The sequence below is a fragment of the Bacteroidia bacterium genome (assembly GCA_019695265.1).
Taxonomy (GTDB): Bacteria; Bacteroidota; Bacteroidia; order JAIBAJ01; family JAIBAJ01; genus JAIBAJ01.
Window position 1 is genome coordinate 14,266 of the sequence record JAIBAJ010000029.1, and the last position, 18,446, is coordinate 32,711.

Annotated in this window: 13 protein-coding genes; 6 read left to right on the forward strand and 7 right to left on the reverse strand. The window is 39.1% G+C overall.

Going from position 1 to position 18,446, the window contains the following annotated elements; translation table 11 throughout:
- Positions 1 to 5: 5 nt before the first annotated feature.
- Positions 6 to 1,082: a UDP-N-acetylglucosamine 2-epimerase (non-hydrolyzing) gene (gene wecB / locus K1X82_06335; GenBank protein MBX7181709.1), complete on the reverse strand. Its 1,077-nt coding sequence runs from the start codon at positions 1,080 to 1,082 to the stop codon at positions 6 to 8.
- A 399-nt stretch (positions 1,083 to 1,481) separates the two neighbouring features.
- Here wecB and K1X82_06340 point away from each other — a divergent pair, with 399 nt between their 5' ends.
- The 3 genes from K1X82_06340 (at position 1,482) to K1X82_06350 (ending at position 6,819) form a co-directional block, all read left to right on the forward strand.
- A complete protein-coding gene (locus tag K1X82_06340) occupies positions 1,482 to 3,344 on the forward strand; it encodes an alkaline phosphatase D family protein (GenBank protein MBX7181710.1) in 1,863 nt (620 codons plus the stop codon).
- A gap of 1,018 nt (positions 3,345 to 4,362) precedes the next feature.
- The gene (locus K1X82_06345) at positions 4,363 to 5,028 is read left to right on the forward strand and encodes an aquaporin (GenBank protein MBX7181711.1); all 666 of its coding nucleotides are present in this window, start codon (positions 4,363 to 4,365) and stop codon (positions 5,026 to 5,028) included.
- 60 nt (positions 5,029 to 5,088) lie between these two features.
- On the forward strand, positions 5,089 to 6,819 hold the full coding sequence (locus tag K1X82_06350; GenBank protein ID MBX7181712.1) for a VanW family protein: 1,731 nt from the start codon (positions 5,089 to 5,091) through the stop codon (positions 6,817 to 6,819).
- A 345-nt stretch (positions 6,820 to 7,164) separates the two neighbouring features.
- Here K1X82_06350 and K1X82_06355 read toward each other — a convergent pair whose 3' ends face one another.
- The 6 genes from K1X82_06355 to nadA form a co-directional block, all read right to left on the reverse strand.
- Positions 7,165 to 8,046 (reverse strand): class I SAM-dependent methyltransferase, encoded by an 882-nt coding sequence (locus K1X82_06355; GenBank protein MBX7181713.1) that lies wholly within the window; start codon positions 8,044 to 8,046, stop codon positions 7,165 to 7,167.
- A 34-nt stretch (positions 8,047 to 8,080) separates the two neighbouring features.
- Positions 8,081 to 9,955, reverse strand: coding sequence for a tRNA uridine-5-carboxymethylaminomethyl(34) synthesis enzyme MnmG (gene mnmG / locus K1X82_06360; protein MBX7181714.1), 1,875 nt, complete (start codon positions 9,953 to 9,955; stop codon positions 8,081 to 8,083).
- Positions 9,956 to 10,021: 66 nt separating this feature from the next.
- Positions 10,022 to 11,089 (reverse strand): DUF3179 domain-containing protein, encoded by a 1,068-nt coding sequence (locus K1X82_06365; protein ID MBX7181715.1) that lies wholly within the window; start codon positions 11,087 to 11,089, stop codon positions 10,022 to 10,024.
- 6 nt (positions 11,090 to 11,095) lie between these two features.
- Positions 11,096 to 12,289 carry a GTPase HflX gene (hflX, locus tag K1X82_06370; GenBank protein MBX7181716.1) on the reverse strand — a complete coding sequence of 398 codons (1,194 nt, stop codon included), beginning with the start codon at positions 12,287 to 12,289 and terminating at the stop codon, positions 11,096 to 11,098.
- A 10-nt stretch (positions 12,290 to 12,299) separates the two neighbouring features.
- The gene (locus K1X82_06375; protein ID MBX7181717.1) at positions 12,300 to 12,899 is read right to left on the reverse strand and encodes a SirB2 family protein; all 600 of its coding nucleotides are present in this window, start codon (positions 12,897 to 12,899) and stop codon (positions 12,300 to 12,302) included.
- A 187-nt stretch (positions 12,900 to 13,086) separates the two neighbouring features.
- On the reverse strand, positions 13,087 to 14,040 hold the full coding sequence (gene nadA / locus K1X82_06380) for a quinolinate synthase NadA (protein ID MBX7181718.1): 954 nt from the start codon (positions 14,038 to 14,040) through the stop codon (positions 13,087 to 13,089).
- A 952-nt stretch (positions 14,041 to 14,992) separates the two neighbouring features.
- On the opposite strand from nadA, the gene K1X82_06385 reads away from it, so the two are divergent.
- Genes K1X82_06385 through K1X82_06395 form a run of 3 tightly spaced genes read left to right on the forward strand, consistent with a single transcriptional unit; the run spans position 14,993 to position 18,398 of the window.
- Positions 14,993 to 16,801, forward strand: coding sequence for an ABC transporter ATP-binding protein (locus K1X82_06385; protein MBX7181719.1), 1,809 nt, complete (start codon positions 14,993 to 14,995; stop codon positions 16,799 to 16,801).
- Between the two features lie 10 nt (positions 16,802 to 16,811).
- Complete coding sequence (locus tag K1X82_06390; protein MBX7181720.1) at positions 16,812 to 17,192, forward strand: VOC family protein; 381 nt, start codon at positions 16,812 to 16,814, stop codon at positions 17,190 to 17,192.
- A gap of 42 nt (positions 17,193 to 17,234) precedes the next feature.
- Entirely contained in the window at positions 17,235 to 18,398 is a 1,164-nt protein-coding gene (locus K1X82_06395) for a class I SAM-dependent methyltransferase (protein MBX7181721.1), read from the forward strand.
- Positions 18,399 to 18,446: the final 48 nt, after the last annotated feature.

Genomic DNA, 18,446 nt, shown 5'->3' on the forward strand with positions numbered 1-18,446 from the left:
AGGTTTTAATTTTTTCCGGCCAACAATGCCCTGCAAATGGTATCGCAGGCTTTACCTCCGCCATACAAAGATGAATCGGCAGTGAAATTTTCATTTTTAAAAGTATTCCAGGCTTTTAAAATATGTTCCTTATCGGCACCAACCAAGGTATTTGCGCCAACATTCACCAATTCAACCCACTCGGTTTGATCGCGGGTAGTGATGCAGAATTTATTAAAAAAGTAGGCTTCTTTTTGCAAACCTCCACTGTCGGTAATTACCAAGCGGGAATTGGAAGTAAGGCTAATCATATCCACATAACCAACCGGATCAATTACAATAAACCGAGGATGTAGTCCTTGGCTTTCAATTATTTTTTTAGTTCTGGGGTGCAAAGGCAAAACCACCGGAATTTCGTTGTGTATGGTATTTAAAGCATCTACAATCTGAGACAAGCGATTGGGGTCGTCTGTGTTCTCGGCCCGATGTAAGGTAGACAATACGTAGTTGGAAGGAGTAAGTCCGAGTTTATTCAAAATGGCCGGACCTGCTTTTTGAGCATAAAACAAGGCTGCATCTTGCATAACATCGCCCGATAAAACAATTTGGGATGAAAAGTGATCGAAGCCTTCGTTTTTCAGGTTATCGATAGCGGTTTGGGTAGGACAAAAAAGCCACTGACTAACCCGATCGGTTAAAATTCGATTTACCTCTTCGGGCATTGCCATATTAAAACTACGTAAACCGGCTTCCACGTGGATAATTGGAACATGGATTTTTACAGCAGCCAGAGCTCCTGCCAAGGTACTGTTGGTATCGCCGTAAACCAACACATAATCAGGATTTTGCTCCTGAATTACCTTTTCAATCCCTTCTAACATTCGCCCTGTCATAGCCCCATGCGATAACCCGTTTACTTCCAGGTTAAAGTCGGGTTTAGGTATTTCCATTTCTCTGAAAAACACTTCACTCATATTTTCGTCGAAATGTTGTCCGGTATGGAGAATCAGCTCTTGTATTTCAGGGTACTTTTTTATTGCCCTTGATAAAGCTCCTGCTTTTATGAATTGTGGCCTTGCACCAACAATGGTTAATATTTTCATAGACAGATTTAGCCGGCAAAGGTAGCTTCTTTCGAACAATAATTTGGCGGTTGTGGGAGGTAATTAATGGAATATTCCTTTTGCAATTGGATAAAGGATGTATTAGGGTAAACAGCCGGGGCTTGCACCCCGGGCAACGATAGAGCCAAGTAGCCCACAGTACCCCGACGGCCTTAGCCTAGGGGTACGAGGACTACAGGCGATAGCGTGACCCGAACGCCAATTTAAAAATGTTTGAATTTTGCAGGTATTTTGTTGGCGGAGGGGGCCCGCATCCACATAAATAAACCCTTTTAAACCTAAAATCATTAACAAACAACCTTTTACCATCTTTTAATTATTCGAAATTTTTGCCTCCCAAGGATTTTTGCAATATTTTTGTGGAAATTACCCTTTTTAATGAAAAAACTTTTACCACTTGCCTTTACGGCTATTTTAACCTCCGCTTCGGCACTAATTGCTCAAACCGGGATGGATGTTAATTCGCCCATGAGGGCCTTTGTAAGTCAGGATTTAGAGCCCTTTTTCCACGGTGTTGCTTCAGGAGACCCGCTTTCAGATCGAGTTATTTTATGGACTCGCTTTACTCCGGATAATCAAACTTCGGTGACCATCAATTGGAAAGTTTGTACCGATACAACGATGAGCACCATAGTATCGCAAGGTACAACTACCACGGATGCTACCAGAGATTTTACCGTGAATGTTGATGCCGACGGATTGCAACCCAATACTTGGTATTATTATCAATTTGAAGAAAGCGGCAGAAAGTCTTTAATTGGTCGTACCCGTACCTTACCGGTTGGAGATGTAGATAGTTTGCGTTTTGGAATTGCTTCCTGTGCAAACTGGGAAGATGGATTTTTTAATGCCTATAAAGAATTGGCCGATCGCAATGATTTGGATGCCATTATTCATTTAGGTGATTATATTTACGAATATGCCACCGGAGGATTTAGTTCAAGTGTTGGCGGAAGAACGAATTTGCCTGAAAATGAAATTATTACCCTAAGCGATTACCGCACCAGGTATTCGCAATACCATTTAGATAAAGACTTGTTATGGCTTCATCAAAACTATCCTATTATTTCGGTTTGGGACGACCATGAAGTGGCCAACAATGCCTGGATTAATGGTGCAGAAAACCATACAGAAGGAACCGAAGGTGTTTATGCCGACAGGAAGGCAGCAGCAGAACAAGCGCATGCCGAATGGGTTCCAATTCGAATGCCGGAGCCCGGAAACAACGAGAAAATCTGGCGTCGTTTTCAGTGGGGAGATTTAATTAATTTGAATGCCATCGACTCTCGCCATTATGCCCGTGAAATTCAATTGAGCGCCTCAGATCCATTAACCAATGACACCAATCGTACCATGTTGGGCCACGACCAATTGGATTGGCTAATTACCGGATTGGAAACCTCCACAGCACGTTGGAATGTACTAGCTAATCAGGTGATGATGGGCCCTTTAAAAGCCTTAGGACAAGTAGTAAACACCGACCAATGGGATGGTTATCCGGTGGAAAGAGAAAAAATTTGGAATACGGTAATTAACAACAACGTTTCAAACTTTGTAGTTTTAACCGGCGATATTCACACCTCTTGGGATATGGATTTGCCGGGTGCTAACTACGACGCCGCTACAGGCCAAGGCTCAGTTGGTGTTGAATTCGTAGGAACCAGCATTACTTCGCAAAGCTCGCCTATTGGTATTCCGGGTGGAACGGCTTTGATAAGTGCCTTTAATCCACACATTAAATATGCCGATTTGTCTAAAAAAGGCTATATGATTTTGGATGTAAACAAAACAAGAACACAATGTGACCATGTTTATGTAAGTACCGTTACCGATACCGTTTACACTGCCACACCGTCTACCTTCTTTTACACGTTGAATGGTGAAAGGTGGTTGCGTGAAGGCAATGAAGCCAGCGTTGGAAATATTAACCCACCCCAACCTCCACGTCCGACCCAAGATGAACCAAGTGGAATTAATGAGGCTAAACCTATCCTTTTGGGAAGTTTTCCAAATCCATTTACCGATAAATTTTACCTTCAATATTTTAGCGCCAAAGCTTGTCCGGTTTCAATCCGTTTAATGGACATTCAGGGTAATTTATTGATGAGCGATGATCGTCAATTAACCCAAAGCGGAATTCAATATTGGGAAGTTAATGCAGGTATTTTGCCGGCAGGAACCTATGTAGTTGATCTGGTTGTTGGAGACAAAACATTTAGTCGCAAAGTGATTAAAAGGTAAGTTAACGCCTTTCGATTTTAAAAGCCCTGGAAAGTTCGTTCCGGGGCTTTTTGTTTACACGTGGAACAGTTGGTAAAATGCATTTTGGGGGCAGGTTTCTTCAATTATCAGGTATGGATAAATTAGGCCTTTTTTGTTTAGGGAATGCTTAAAAAGTATACCTGTATGATACGTCTATTTTTTGAAATACCTATTATGCGGGCCCCCTCCGCCCAACCATTTTTTTGTTAAAACCCAAAACATCTTGCATGGCGTTCGGGTCACGCTATCGGCTGTAGTCCTCGTCCCACTAGGCTAACGCCGTAGTGGTCCTGTGGGCTACTTGCCTCTATCGTTGCCCGACCTAAGCCCCAGGCATTTCAGCTCTTTCAAAAGGAAACGTTGTCATTGTCTTTTTACCCAAAATAGGGTTTGCTGAAAAAGTTAGAAACACAATAGATGAAAGGCGACAAGGCGACGCTGTATAAATAATACCGAATGTACATTATGTTTAGTCCAATTTTAGGTATTAATTCCTATTGAAAAATAGGCCTAACATACTGTATACTCGGCATTTATACCGAATGGACAAAATGTATAGTCCAATTTTATACTTAAATTTACTTGAAAAAATCGGACTAACATTTTGTATCCTCGGTACTTACCAATCTAAATTTATAAAAGCCTTCGGACTATTTATAAATTAAAATTGGTATAATACTGCGAGCCGCATACAACAAAGCAGATGCTGTACTTCAGGCTCACGAAACAGTGCGACTTGGAATAAATATGGATGCAAGGAAATTAGGGTGATTAGGTCAAAAACCTTGCATTTTTTATTAAAAGTGATTATTTCAACTGGTTTCTATTGAATCTGTTGAGTGAAGTTCAGCAGACCCTACCTAGTTGGCTTAGCCATATTGCCTATTGCCAATCTGTAATAGTCCAAATGTGCTACGGCATTTTAACTTAACAGCTTTTACATCGGAATTATCAATGTATTTGCAAAATACTGTATCATTGGGTTTAAAATTTAGGCATGCGTATTTTACCTTTTCGCGAATTATTGGCCGAGTTTCTCGGAATTTTCATCATTGTTTTTTTCGGTACAGGAGCTGTTTTGGTCATGCAAAACGGGAGTCCGGTTACTCACCAGGGTGTTAGCTTAGTTTTTGGTTTAGCGGTAAGCATTGCTATCATTTGCTTTGCCGGAATAAGTGAAGCCCATTTTAATCCGGCAGTTACCATTTCGGCGGTTATTGCCCATCGTTTCCCAAAGGAAAAAGCCTTACAGTATATTGCAATGCAATGTGCCGGTGCATTTGCGGCAAGTTTTAGTTTAAAATGCCTGTTTGAAAATTCATTTTGTTTAGGTGCTACCTTGCCGAATGCCGGAGTGGAGAAATCGTTTTTTTTGGAATATGTGATGACTTTTGTTTTGATTTTCGCAGCCGGAAGGGCGGGAAAGTTACAGCAATCGGGAGCTTTTATTACCGGAATTATTGCCGGCGCAGTTGTGGCTATTGAAGCGGTTTTTGGCGGACCCTTAAGTGGAGCTTCGATGAATCCGGCCCGTTCACTGGCTCCGGCCATTTTATCGGGTTGTACCGATGGACTTTGGATTTATATGCTTGCCCCTTGTTTAGGCGCATTAACCGCCTTCTTATTGGGAAATTTCATTGACAAGCAAGTCCACCAGGTCTAAGTTAAATTTAGTTTAAGCAGACATTCTATTCGAATAATCCGCATCTTTTAATAAAATCGAATGAACAGAAAAAAAGAGTTGGCGGATATACATTCCTTTTCCGGGAACTTACTTTTTAAAATCAAGTGTTGGGGCTTAATAGGAATACGGTTATTCCAAAATTTTCGCTTCCCCCCTACCCGATTTCACGATGAAGGTCGTTTAAATCTAGCCCCTGTTATTGCCGTTTCAAAAAGTGATTTATGGAATCCGTTTGACAACGAAAAAAATTGGATTCTTACGGCAGGAAAAGTAGAAAACCTGAGAATTGCTGCAAAAAAAATTCATGGTATTGAGGTCAAAGCCAATCAAGTTTTTAGCTTTTGGAAACAGATTGGGAATCCTTCCATTGGAAAAGGATTTGTGATTGGAAGAGAAATTAGAGAAGGTTGCATAATACCAACCATTGCCGGAGGTCTTTGCCAACTTTCGAATGCCCTGTATGATGCGGCCTTAAAAGCTAATTGTGATATCATTGAACGGCATAGGCATACCAAAGTAATTCAAGGATCCTTAGCAGAAAAAGACAGAGATGCTACGGTTAAGTGGAACTATTTGGATTTACGATTTAAAGCAATGCACGACTTTCGAATCGAAGCCGAATTAAACTCAAACCATTTGGTAATTCGGTTTCGAAGTTTTAACGAAATAGAAAAGGAGAATTCCATTTCCCAGCTTTCTAAACCATACTCCAAATTGAACGATTGTTATTCTTGCGGCAATTCAAGTTGCCACCTCCATCCTGAACCGGAAAGAGCCAAGAGACCAAAAGAAACAACAACCTATATCTTGGATGAAAGTTGGCCTGAATATGATAGCTATCTCACTACAATAAAATCGAAATCCGATGTTTTCATTGTACCTTTTAAGAAAAATAAATTCTTACAAATTAGTCGTTATCAATGGATTAGTTCCAATGGGTCTCAGGCTAAAACTACCCATCTACCCGCACTGTTCCGCATGTTAGCTTTTAGGCTGTTCCACAAAAAGAATCCATTTGAGCTAGGAATTAAATTTGATAAAAAGATAGCAGAGGCTGGGGCTAAAATGATTCCTATGGACACCACCCATTTGGTTATTTCTCAAAACCTTCTTCCATTTGTTTACAATACCGGTGTACTTGGAGGAAGAACCTTTGATGTTTTCATGACACGCTTACCATTAGAAAAACTTCAAGAAAAATTGGATTATGCTTATCTTAAACATCCAGAAAGCAAAACACTTAACGATTTTAGAGCGAATACTGATTTAATAAACATTGAAAACCAAGCCTTAACTGAAGCAAGACAAATAATTACATCGCATCAGGAGATAGCGTCAATTTTTAATCACAAAGTAAATTTACTTCCTTGGCAAATTCCAGTTTCAAAAACCAAGGCTAGGAATGGTTCCAAAATTCTATTCCCGGCCTCTGGTTTAGGAAGGAAAGGCGCTTATATAATAAAAAGGCTAGCATTAGATCTCAAATTCAAATTAATCGTACTGGGCAAAGCAAACGAACACCCCGGGTTTTGGAATGGAGTAGAAACTGAAACTTTTGGGGGAAACTGGGAAGAGGTGGGATTGGTTTTGTATCCAACCTACATTGAAAACCAACCAAGATTACTTTTAAAAACCTTAGGATTGGGAATTCCGGTAATTACCACCAAGGCAAGCGGACTACAGGAAAAAGAAGGATTGATTATTACAGATACCGAAAATTATGAAGATTTCAAGAACCTAGTAATTACAATTCTAAACAAAAAAAATTAGTAACCCCAAATTGTCATAAGAAAATTTAAACTTCGATTCGAGACAAGTGATAGGATGCTTTTCAAAAGCCAAAATTATATTCTCCTGAATAAAAACATTTAGGTAAAAATATGTAAATCAATTAGTTAAATATACTAAATCATTCCGAAAACGCTTAGGTATGAATAAAAAAATTCAAACCTACTACACTTGAATATTTTCTGGCAATCCTTCTATTCATTCGAAAACCCAGCAAAATCAAGGGTTACAAAAAATAGCCTATAACAAAGTGCATACTAACAAAACTCAACCATCGAAAGCCAGTCGCTTATACCTGCCACAAAATCGTTTGATCGCCAAAAAAACCTATCTTTTAACAAAAACATAAATTTGGCTACTACAAGTACCTGAATTCAACAGTGCTTTCAGGTTAGAAATAAATCCGATTAAAAAAGCTTTTACAATATTACCGCCCGACTTATACTTTTCACTTAACATCGAAACATAAAAGGAATCGAACCACATTGGGTGAACTCCTTTCATTTCAAAACCATATCTCTTGCAAAGTTGCATTATGGTATCGGGAGAAAAATGCCATATGTGACGAGGAACATCATAAGCCGCCCAAAAATCTTTATAATAAGCAGCATCGTAAGAAGTATAATTAGGAACTGCTATAATCAGCACTCCATTTTTTTCCAATAATTCATAATACGAACTCAAATAATAATCCAAACGATGTACGTGCTCCAACACATGCCACATCGTTATTACACCTATAGAACCTGATTCATAGTTCTCCTTAACAAATTCAGGTTGGGGTTGAAATTGAAACTTAGATTCAACTAAAGATCTTGCTGAATTATTTGGTTCTACTCCTTGAACCTTCCATCCTGCCGATTTGCAAGCACCCAAAAAATCGCCGGTGCCACAACCTACATCTAAAATATTTTTTGAAGGAGATAAAGATCCCACCATTTCCACTTTTCTTCCAATGGTATACGATTTTACCATTTGGTAGAGACGGTTAATAATTCCCTCTTTCGTGTCAGAATGTGAAACATACTCCTGACTTTCGTAATATGGTCCAATTTGTCTTTCATCCGGACGAGGATTGGTAAGTAACAGTCCACAACCATTGCACTGAACCAAGTAAAAATCTTCCTTGCTGATGGAATGATCTTTAAGCTTCATAAATGGCTTAAATTCCGAATGACTACAGATTGGACAGAGGGTTAATTTCTCCATTTTAAAAAAATGTTCCACGTGGAACGCTATCAATTTATCTACCTAAATGAACAAGTAAAACCGAGATATCACTAGGACTTACACCTGAAATCCGGCTAGCTTGTCCAACAGTTCGTGGTTTAATTCTACTAAGTTTTTGTCTTGCTTCGGTGCTTAATGAAAGTAAGGAATGGTAATCAAAAGTATCATAAAGCTCTATTCCATCAAAACGATTTAACTTATTCGCCATCTCTTCCTCTTTGTGAATATAGCCCTCGTATTTCAATAATACCTCAGCTGAAGTAAAATACTCCTGTGCTCTATCTCCTAAACCGGAAAACAATTCAGATAATCCCTGAGATTTATCCTTTAACCATTCAATAGAAATTTCGGGACGGGACAAAACGGATATCATCTTAACCTTGTGTGGTATTGGAGAGGAACCTATCTCACTCAAAGCTGAATTAATCTCTTCCGGACCAATGGATGTATTCCTAAAGAATTTAATAATTTGCTCCGTTCCGGATACCTTTTCTTGAACAGCTTCTAACCTATCCTTACTCGCTAAACCAATATCAAACCCTAACGGTGTTAACCTTACATCAGCATTATCTTGACGAAGCAAGGTCCTAAACTCAGCCCTGGAAGTAAACATACGGTAAGGCTCCTCGGTACCTTTAGTAACCAAATCATCAATCAGAACACCAATGTAAGCCTCTGAACGTTTTAAAACAACCTTCTCCTCACCATGAATTTTCCTATGTGCATTAATCCCAGCCATTAAACCCTGACAAGCAGCTTCTTCATATCCGGTGGTGCCATTGATTTGTCCGGCAAAATATAGGTTTTCAACTAACTTGGTTTCTAGAGTTAAACTTAATTGAGTAGGAGGAAAATAATCATATTCAATGGCATAACCGGGTCTAAACATCTTCACATTTTCAAAACCCTTAACCTTTCTCAAGGCGGCATATTGCACATCCTCAGGTAAAGATGTGGAAAATCCATTGACATAAATCTCCACTGTGTTCCAACCCTCAGGTTCAACAAACAATTGGTGCTGATTCTTATCCGAAAAACGCTCAATCTTATCTTCAATACTTGGACAATAACGAGGACCAATTCCTTGAATTCTCCCTGAAAACATCGGACTCTTTTCAAATCCGGTGCGCAAAATATCATGAACCTCATCGGAGGTATAGGTTAACCAACATGGTACTTGCTCCTTTAATACCGCTGTTGAATTTGAATAAGAAAATTTTTCAGGAACAGCATCTCCGGGTTGAGGAACCATCACCGAATAATCCAAAGATCGACCATCGATACGAGGAGGAGTTCCTGTTTTCATACGCCCAGCTTCAAAACCAATATCAACCAATTGCTCCGTTATCCCGGTAGAAGCCTTCTCAGCAGCCCGACCACCACCAAAATTTTTCTCACCAATATGAATAATGCCATTTAAAAAGGTCCCATTGGTTAAAACAACAGCTTTCGCATTGATTTCCAACCCCATACCAGTAACAACACCCCTCACCTTACCTTCTTTAACAATCAGTTTGGAAACCATATCCTGCCAAAAATCCAAATTGGGGGTTTCCTCCAACATCCTTCTCCACTCTGCTGCAAACATCATACGGTCATTCTGAGTCCTAGGACTCCACATGGCTGGACCCTTGCTTCTATTCAGCATCTTAAACTGTATAGCCGATTTATCACTAACTATACCGGAATAACCACCCAATGCATCTATTTCACGAACAATCTGACCTTTGGCAATACCGCCCATAGCCGGATTACAACTCATTTGAGCTATGGTCTGCATATTCATAGTCACCAACAAGGTTTTACTACCCATATTGGCAGCAGCAGCAGCAGCTTCACAACCGGCATGGCCAGCACCTACAACAATAACATCATATTCTTCAAACATAGTAAAATTGTTCCCCGTGGAACATCAAAAAAATTGGGGCGCAAAGGTAATGGATAATTGCACTAATCAATAGTCAATCTTACGAAGGGTGTTCGGATGAAAAGCTTTCCAGGAGTGCCAGAACTCCTGAAAACTTAACATGGTTGAATCAGTTAAATAATCCTTTACAAAAAAATCATGACTCTCTTCATTTGCATAAATTTCAATAACAGAATTTCCAATTGAGTCTACTAAAGGACCCCTCTTCACAACATCATTCCATAAATAAGCCTTTGAAATACCATTGAATTCAACCCCAATAATCCAGGCTTTGTCAGACCAAATACCCGTTGTATCTACACCAATTAAACCACCCTTAACCTCACCAACTGCAAACCCATCAATAGACCGATACTCATCCTTATAACGAGAATCCTCTTTAAGAAAATAAGAACCCGGAAATAGTTTTACCCATTCCGCTACCGAACACTGAACAAAAGGTAATTCAGTCAATTTCCTACCTTTAAACGGACCGGCAATACATTCACCTGAAGCTTGTCTCCACCACGAACCGGTTTCATTATCTTCAAGCATGGCATTAAATAAATCCATTCCCACCAGCCTAAACCGCAATAGTTTTCCATCCACAACAGGAGAATAAACACGACCTGAATGACATACAGTACAATAGCTTAGAAGATAAGGTTGATTTGCTAAACTATCTAGAATATAGTGATGATAACCAAGCATCTCAATGGGATAAGCTTTTGCTTCATCATTCCTATTGATACCAATAATTATTCTAGAAGATTCATATGCCTTAGCATCCACATATGAAAGTCTTTCAAGTTGTTTGAACATTGCCTCTGCAGAGAATACATAGCCAACACCATAATAAACCAAACAAACAAACATAGCTCCTAAAAAACTAATAACTTTCCCAAGTGTAGAAATCTTAAAACATCGCCACATCGCTAGTAAAAAACCCAAACCAATCAACGATCTAAACACCCACCTATAAACGTGAATAGGGTAGCTCAACCAAACCATTTCCGAGGTTTGACTACCAGGAAAAGGCATAATAAAGTACAGTTTTAAAAATTCAAATACCAGTAAAAGTATAAAGAACAAAACGAACCATAAGTAAGCCTTCATGATTATCTAAAACAACAAATTATCATACGGGAATCTACCCACATGAATAGTTTTAACCCTATCATATACCAAACTTCTAAACTCCTCTAAATTTTCCTTCTGTAAAGCAGAAATAAAAACTACTTCACTACCCTGACCCATCCAGGTTCTCTTCAAATCATCCAGTGAAAAATTCTCTTTTTTAACCGGCGATAAATCATCTTCTGCTTTCGGAGTGTAATGAAAAGCATCAATTTTATTAAAGACCATGATCGTTTGTTTGTCGCCTGCACCAATTTCTAACAAGGTCTCTTTCACAACCCGTATATGTTCTTCAAACTGAGGATGACTGATATCAACCACATGCAGTAACAAATCAGCTTCTCTCACCTCATCCAAAGTCGATTTAAAACTTTCTACCAATTGCGTAGGTAATTTTCGAATAAAACCAACTGTATCAGTAAGTAAAAATGGCAAATTACCTATAACCACCTTCCTAACAGTAGTATCTAAGGTTGCAAACAACTTATTTTCCGCAAATACATCCGATTTAGAAATACAATTCATCAGGGTACTCTTTCCAACGTTCGTATACCCAACCAGGGCAACCCTCACCATTTCACCCCTTCCTTTTCGTTGAGTAGCCATTTGGCGGTCAATAGTTACTAATTGTTCCTTAAGCTTAGAAATCTTATCCCGTATAATCCGTTGGTCAGTTTCTAATTGAGTTTCCCCCGGGCCACGTAAACCAATCCCTCCTTTCTGTCTCTCCAAATGGGTCCACATGCGCTTCAACCTTGGTAGAATATATTGATATTGAGCAAGTTCCACTTGAGTCCTGGCATGAGAAGTACGAGCTCGTTGGGCAAAAATATCCAATATTAACCCGGTTCTATCCACCACCTTAACACCAAATTCCTTCTCTGTATTCCTAAGCTGACTTGGACTTAATTCATCATCAAAAACAACTACTTCAATCTCATTCTCCTTAACATAGTCTACAATTTCAGCCACCTTACCGGAACCGATAAAGGTGCGCGGATCAGGTTTTTCAAGCTTTTGGGTAAACCTTCGAACAGGAAGTAATCCGGCAGTATCGGCTAAAAAAGCCAATTCATCCATGTATTCCTGAATATCTTGCTCGTTTTGAAAACGATAAATTAAGCCAACTAATACAGCCTTCTCTTCCGTCTTAGGCTTTACAGTTTTCCGTTCAATCATCCTTTTCTAATTAATGTCCCACCGGATGAAATTTATCCAGGAACACTACCACCGCATTGCGTTCTTCTTCTTTTAAAGTATTCTGAAAAGATGGCATAATTACTTTTCCCATGGTAATAATAGTCAAACGTTGCTGATAATCCATAGTAGAAGCTGTTAAATCAGAAGCTCCTTGTAAACCTGCTTTTCCATCCTCACCATGGCAACGTTGGCAATGCATAATATAAACTGCTTGTCCATGAGCCTTAATATCATAAGCGGAAGAACCAGGATCCGTTTCAACCCCACTAATGGTTGGATTGGTAAAAGTGATACTGCGGGTACGTGCTACACCAAAAGCATAAATCAATAAAACAATGGACGCAGTCATCGCAACCTTATTCTCTTTTTTAACACCAACAATGGCTAAAGGAATTGAACCTATGACAGCAGCAATTTTTACATAAAACCATGAACCTAACTCAGCGGCCTGAGTAGCTAAATAAATACCGGTAGCAAGAAACAAAGTACTTATTACCATCTCCGGAATTTTAGTCCATTTACTCCATTTTTCTAATCCATCCTTTCTGTCGGTCAACAAGTAATAGGCCTTTACAAAGTAAATAATCATGAAAAGTACCACACTTAAAATGTGGGTGTGCATCATACCTGTGTGCATAAGCTTAAATTTTTAGGATTGCAAAGATAGGATTAGAGATTAGACAATAGACATCGAACAACAGATTCTAAACTTTTAAGCAAAATTAGCTGAGGTCAATTCCGGTTTCAATAAAAATTATCCACCTCAAACCACCAACCTATACTAATCCGGCCAGTTTTGAAATTTCCAACATTCTACGCATCGGTTTCTCTGCCAATATTCGCAATTCTTCCTGCATAAGCAATTCCGGCTTTTCATTCTTTAAACATAAATACACTTTTTCCAGGGTATTCAGCTTCATGTGCGGACAATCATTACAAGCACAATTGTTATTTGGAGGGGCTGGAATGAAAGTTTTACCCGGATTTGCCTTTTGCATTTGATGAATAATGCCGGTCTCAGTTACCACAATAAATTCTTGAGCTGAACTTCTACTTGTATAATTTAACAATGCGGTGGTAGATCCAATGTAATCAGCCAATTTCAAAACCGGTTCTTCACACTCCGGATGGGCAATAACTAAAGCTTGCGGATTCAAATCTTTCAAATCCTGAATACGTTGCTGCGAAAATATCTCATGTACCATGCAACTACCATCCCAAAGAATCATTTCCCTACCGGTCTTTTGCATAATATATCTACCTAAATTTTTGTCTGGTGCAAAAATGATTGGCTGATTTTTAGGTATGCTATTTACGATCGCCTCAGCATTACTACTGGTGCAAATTATATCGCTCAAGGCTTTAATTTCTGCCGTACAATTAATATAACTTACAACTACATGATTGGGATACCGATCTCGAAAAGCTTTAAATTCAGCGGGTGGACAGCTATCGGCCAAGGAACAACCTGCCTTTAAATCCGGTAAAATTACCTTGGTATTCGGATTCAAAATCTTGGCAGTTTCAGCCATAAAATGAACTCCGGCAAACAAAATAATATCCGCATCACTCTTGGCTGCTTGTTGACTTAAGCCCAAACTATCTCCAATATAATCGGCAATATCCTGAATATCAGGGTCTTGATAAAAATGCGCTAGAATAACCGCATTCTTCTCTTTCTTCAAACGAGCTATTTCCTCGAACAAATCCAAATCAACACCAATTTTCATGTTATCAACAGTAATTTAAATTATTAGAATTTTTTATTTTTTTAAATCTTCAAAACAAAAAAGAGATAGGTATAATAATATGCCTGTTGAAACTGTTGAAAACCTCCAGTTTTTCTGTTTTTCTACCAGTTTTTTTTCCAGGTTATTAGAAATTGAAAGTAGGCTTATTAACAAGAAAAAATAGGAAAATTCCTACAAAATCAACGAATTGCAAAGATACTAACACTTGGTTAAGAACTTAAATGAACAGCAATAAAAAATGTAAAATTTTCAACCTGACTATACCTGCCTAACTCGTTCATAAGTCCTGTATAGGTGATTATAACTCCTTTTTATTTATCCGGTTTTTGGACTATTAGGCAAGAGATTTAATATCTCCCTTTATTTGGTTTTAAGAAAATATGAACATAGCGTTAGGGAAATGAACAAGGTTTGTTAACCTAAATCAAACACGCTTAATAGAAATGAACAATTGGATGAAAAGGTCGTGAACTTATTCACAAAAAGGCTACGGAAAGCGCATGAATGCTATAAACTTTATAAAAAGTAGGTTGAAATAAAAATAATTTCCCGAGTTTGAATCCGATTTGTAGGGATATTTTTTAGTATGCGGGCCCCCTCCGCCTTCCGGGTGTTTGCAAATCCTTTACCCGATTGCGTTTAGGCGTTCGGGTCACGCTATCGGTTGTAGTCCTCGTAGCACTTGGCTAGCGCCGCGTGCTCCTGTGGGCTACTTACCTCTATCGTTGCCCGAGGGTGCAAGCTCCAAATTTCGTTTATTTTCCCCGGCCAGGTAGGTCGACTAGTTTAGATTCAAATGCTATATTTTAAAAGCTACTTTGCTAATTTCTTTCTTTTCAATTGGTATTACCTATTTTTTTGTTTTTCTAAAAGCTAGTGCCTCTGAAAATATACCATTCGTATTCTTCCATCTTTTTCCTAAGTTCGCACCATGGCTCAACCCCTTTTGGAAATCAAAAACCTGGTAACTGAATTTAGTAGCGATGGCTCCATACTAAAAGCAGTAAACGATGTTAGTTTTACCATTAACCGAGGCGAAACCGTTGGTATTGTTGGTGAATCAGGTTCCGGTAAATCAGTTACGTCATTAAGTGTGATGCGCTTAATACCTAATCCTCCGGGTAGAATAAGCGGTGGTGAAATAATTTACCATGGGAAAAATGGTCCTCAGGATTTATTAAAACTGAGCGATAAAGAAATGAGGTCTTTACGGGGAAATGAAATCGCCATGATTTTTCAGGAACCTATGACTTCCTTAAATCCGGTTTTTACTTGCGGAAATCAGGTTATGGAAGCAATTTTTCTGCACCAAAAGGTTAGTAAAGCCGAGGCAAAAAGTAAAACCATTGAACTGTTTAAGGAGGTTCAATTACCTCGTCCGGAAACAATTTTTGATTCTTACCCTCATCAATTAAGCGGAGGACAAAAGCAACGAGTGATGATTGCAATGGCTATGAGCTGCAATCCATCCGTATTAATTGCCGATGAACCAACTACGGCCCTGGACGTAACCGTACAAAAAACCATTTTGGAACTAATGCTCAAGTTGCAGCAACAACACGAAATGAGCATTATGTTTATTACCCACGACTTAGGTGTTATTGCTGAATTGGCTGATAAAGTTGTGGTGATGTATAAAGGTAAAGTGGTTGAACAAGGAAGTGTAAAAGATATTTTCAGTAATCCTCAACATCCGTATACAAAAGGATTGCTGGCCTGCAGACCCCCTTTGGATAAACGATTAAAATCCCTTCCGACGGTTAGTGACTTTATGACGGTTTCAGAAGAGGGTATTATCTCAGAAATTCCGCACAGCATTAAGGAAGTTACCGATGCTTATGTAGTAAGCAAAGAAGAAAGGGAAGCCAATCACCGGGAATTGTATTCCCGAACCCCGGTATTGGAAGTAAAAAACCTATGTACTTATTTTCCGCTAAATAAAGACTGGTTAGGAAAACCTAGAGATTATGTAAAAGCTGTTGACGACGTAAGTTTTAATGTGTATCCGGGCGAAACACTCGGATTGGTAGGAGAATCAGGTTGTGGAAAAACAACGCTGGGTCGTACCATTTTACGGCTTATTGAACCAACTTCGGGTCAGGCAATTTTTCAGGGAAAAGACTTAGCATCCCTTTCTCAAGCCGATTTAAGAGAAATTAGAAAAGATATTCAAATCATTTTCCAGGATCCATATTCCAGCCTGAATCCCAGAATTACAGTCGGACAGGCTATTATGGAACCAATGCAGGTGCATGGCATTTTAGGAAGTGATGCAGAACGAAAAACCAGGGTTATGGAACTTCTGACCAGGGTAAATATGCAGGAGCAACATTTTTTCCGCTATCCGCACGAATTTTCCGGAGGACAAAGGCAACGTATTTGCATTGCCAGAGCCTTGGCCCTTCGTCCTAAATTTATTATTTGTGATGAATCCGTTTCTGCACTCGATGTATCGATTCAGGCACAGGTTCTGAATTTATTAAACGAATTAAAGAGAGATAACCATTTCACCTATATTTTCATTAGTCACGATTTAAGCGTGGTTAAATTTATGAGCGACCGAATGGTGGTGATGAACAAAGGAAAAATTGAAGAGATGGGCGATGCGGATTCTATTTATGAAAATCCTCAAACCGAATACACCAAAAAGTTGATAGGTGCAATTCCAAAAGGAAGGCTGGAAGATATTGAAGCAGCTATTCGTTCCAAACAAGTGCGTTTAGATTCCATCACATTTTAAATCTATTTAAATGGATTCTTTATCACCTAATTTGTTCGTAAAGGATATCAATTCCAGTATTTCATTTTATAAAAAACTGGGATTTACCATCCTTAATCAGGTTCCGGAAACAGATGTACCAGTATGGGTTATGCTCCAATGTGGACAGGTGATAGTAATGCTGCAGAGTATGGAAAGTTTAGGTGAAGATATGCCTGAAATTAATCGTGGAAAAGGAGGTGCTTTAGTATTGTACATTCAAATAAAAGGTATCCGTTCGTTTTTTGAAAACTTGCAATCGCAGCAGGTAAAGATTTTAAAAGGTTTGGAAAAAACCTTTTATGGAGCTACCGAATTTACTATTGCTGATCCGGATGGATTTGTATTAACCTTTGCCGAAGACGAAGTCTAGTAAAATGGATGGTCCTGGAAGGATATTAACCAAGAAAAATTGATGTATTCACCGGGTTTTTTCCAGTTTATAGAAGATCATATTCAGGCAGATCCTGCAACCCTGGCCTTAAGGCAAAAGTCAGGAGCTGAATTTGATGTTAAATGGGCTCTGGAGCAAATTCATTGTTTACAGAAGGCAAAATACAAATTACCCACCTGGTATAAAGAACGCTGTTTATTTACCCGCAGAGCCTTGGAACAAGCAACTGCAGAGGAAGTTGCCCGCTATAAAGCCGGGTTATTTACAGGTGAGGTCTTGGTTGATTTAAGCGGAGGACTGGGTGTGGACGACTGGGCTTTTTCATCTGCATTTAAACAGGTGCTTAGTGTAGATTCTGACGAAGAATTGAATAAACTGGTAAGGTATAATTGGACGCGATTAGGAATAACGAATTGCCAAAGGATAACAGGTAAAGCGGAAAAGTTTATAGATCAAATTCCGCTTGATTCCACCGTTTACTTGGATCCCGATAGACGGGATGGTACTTCGAGAAAGTTTCTGCTGGAAGAGTGCTCGCCCAATGTACTTGAATTGGTGCCGGTTTTGCAAGAGAAAGGGTGCAAGGTTTACATTAAAATCAGCCCATTGTTTGAGGCCACCGAATTGGAACGAAAATTAAGCGGAGTTTCCAGAATACTTGCTATTGCTTATCACAATGAAATGAAAGAGTTGTTGGTAGAAATAGTACCGGAATCTGAGGCCAAGGTACAGCGGATAGCTGTGAACCTGAGCGATGGGAAAATACAGCAATTTCAGGGTAGGGGAGGAGCAGGGATAGGTGAAAGTAATGGGGAAGAAACCTGGTTTTTTGAGCCCAATGTGGCTTTAATAAAACTAAGGTTATGGAAAGAATATGCCGGAGAATTGGGCTTAAGCTATATACATCCGGAAACACCATTTTTAGTTGGAAATGAACCTGTAGAAAATTTTCAGGGAAGGCAATTTAAGGTGATAGCAAGGATGGAAGGGAACTTAAAGCAAGTTGGACGGTATTTGGCTGAAAATGGAATTAAAAAGGCGAATCTATCGGAACGAAACGCAGGCGCCGGAGTTGAAGAACTGAAGAAACAATTAAAGCTAAAGGATGGGGGAGAGGCGTATTTGTTTTTTATGAAAACCACGGCCGGTAAGATGCTTTGTATTCATGGAAGGCGAAACGAATAGACAGTTCATGAAAAGTGAGTTTGTTTGTTCTTGCACCCCGGGCAACGA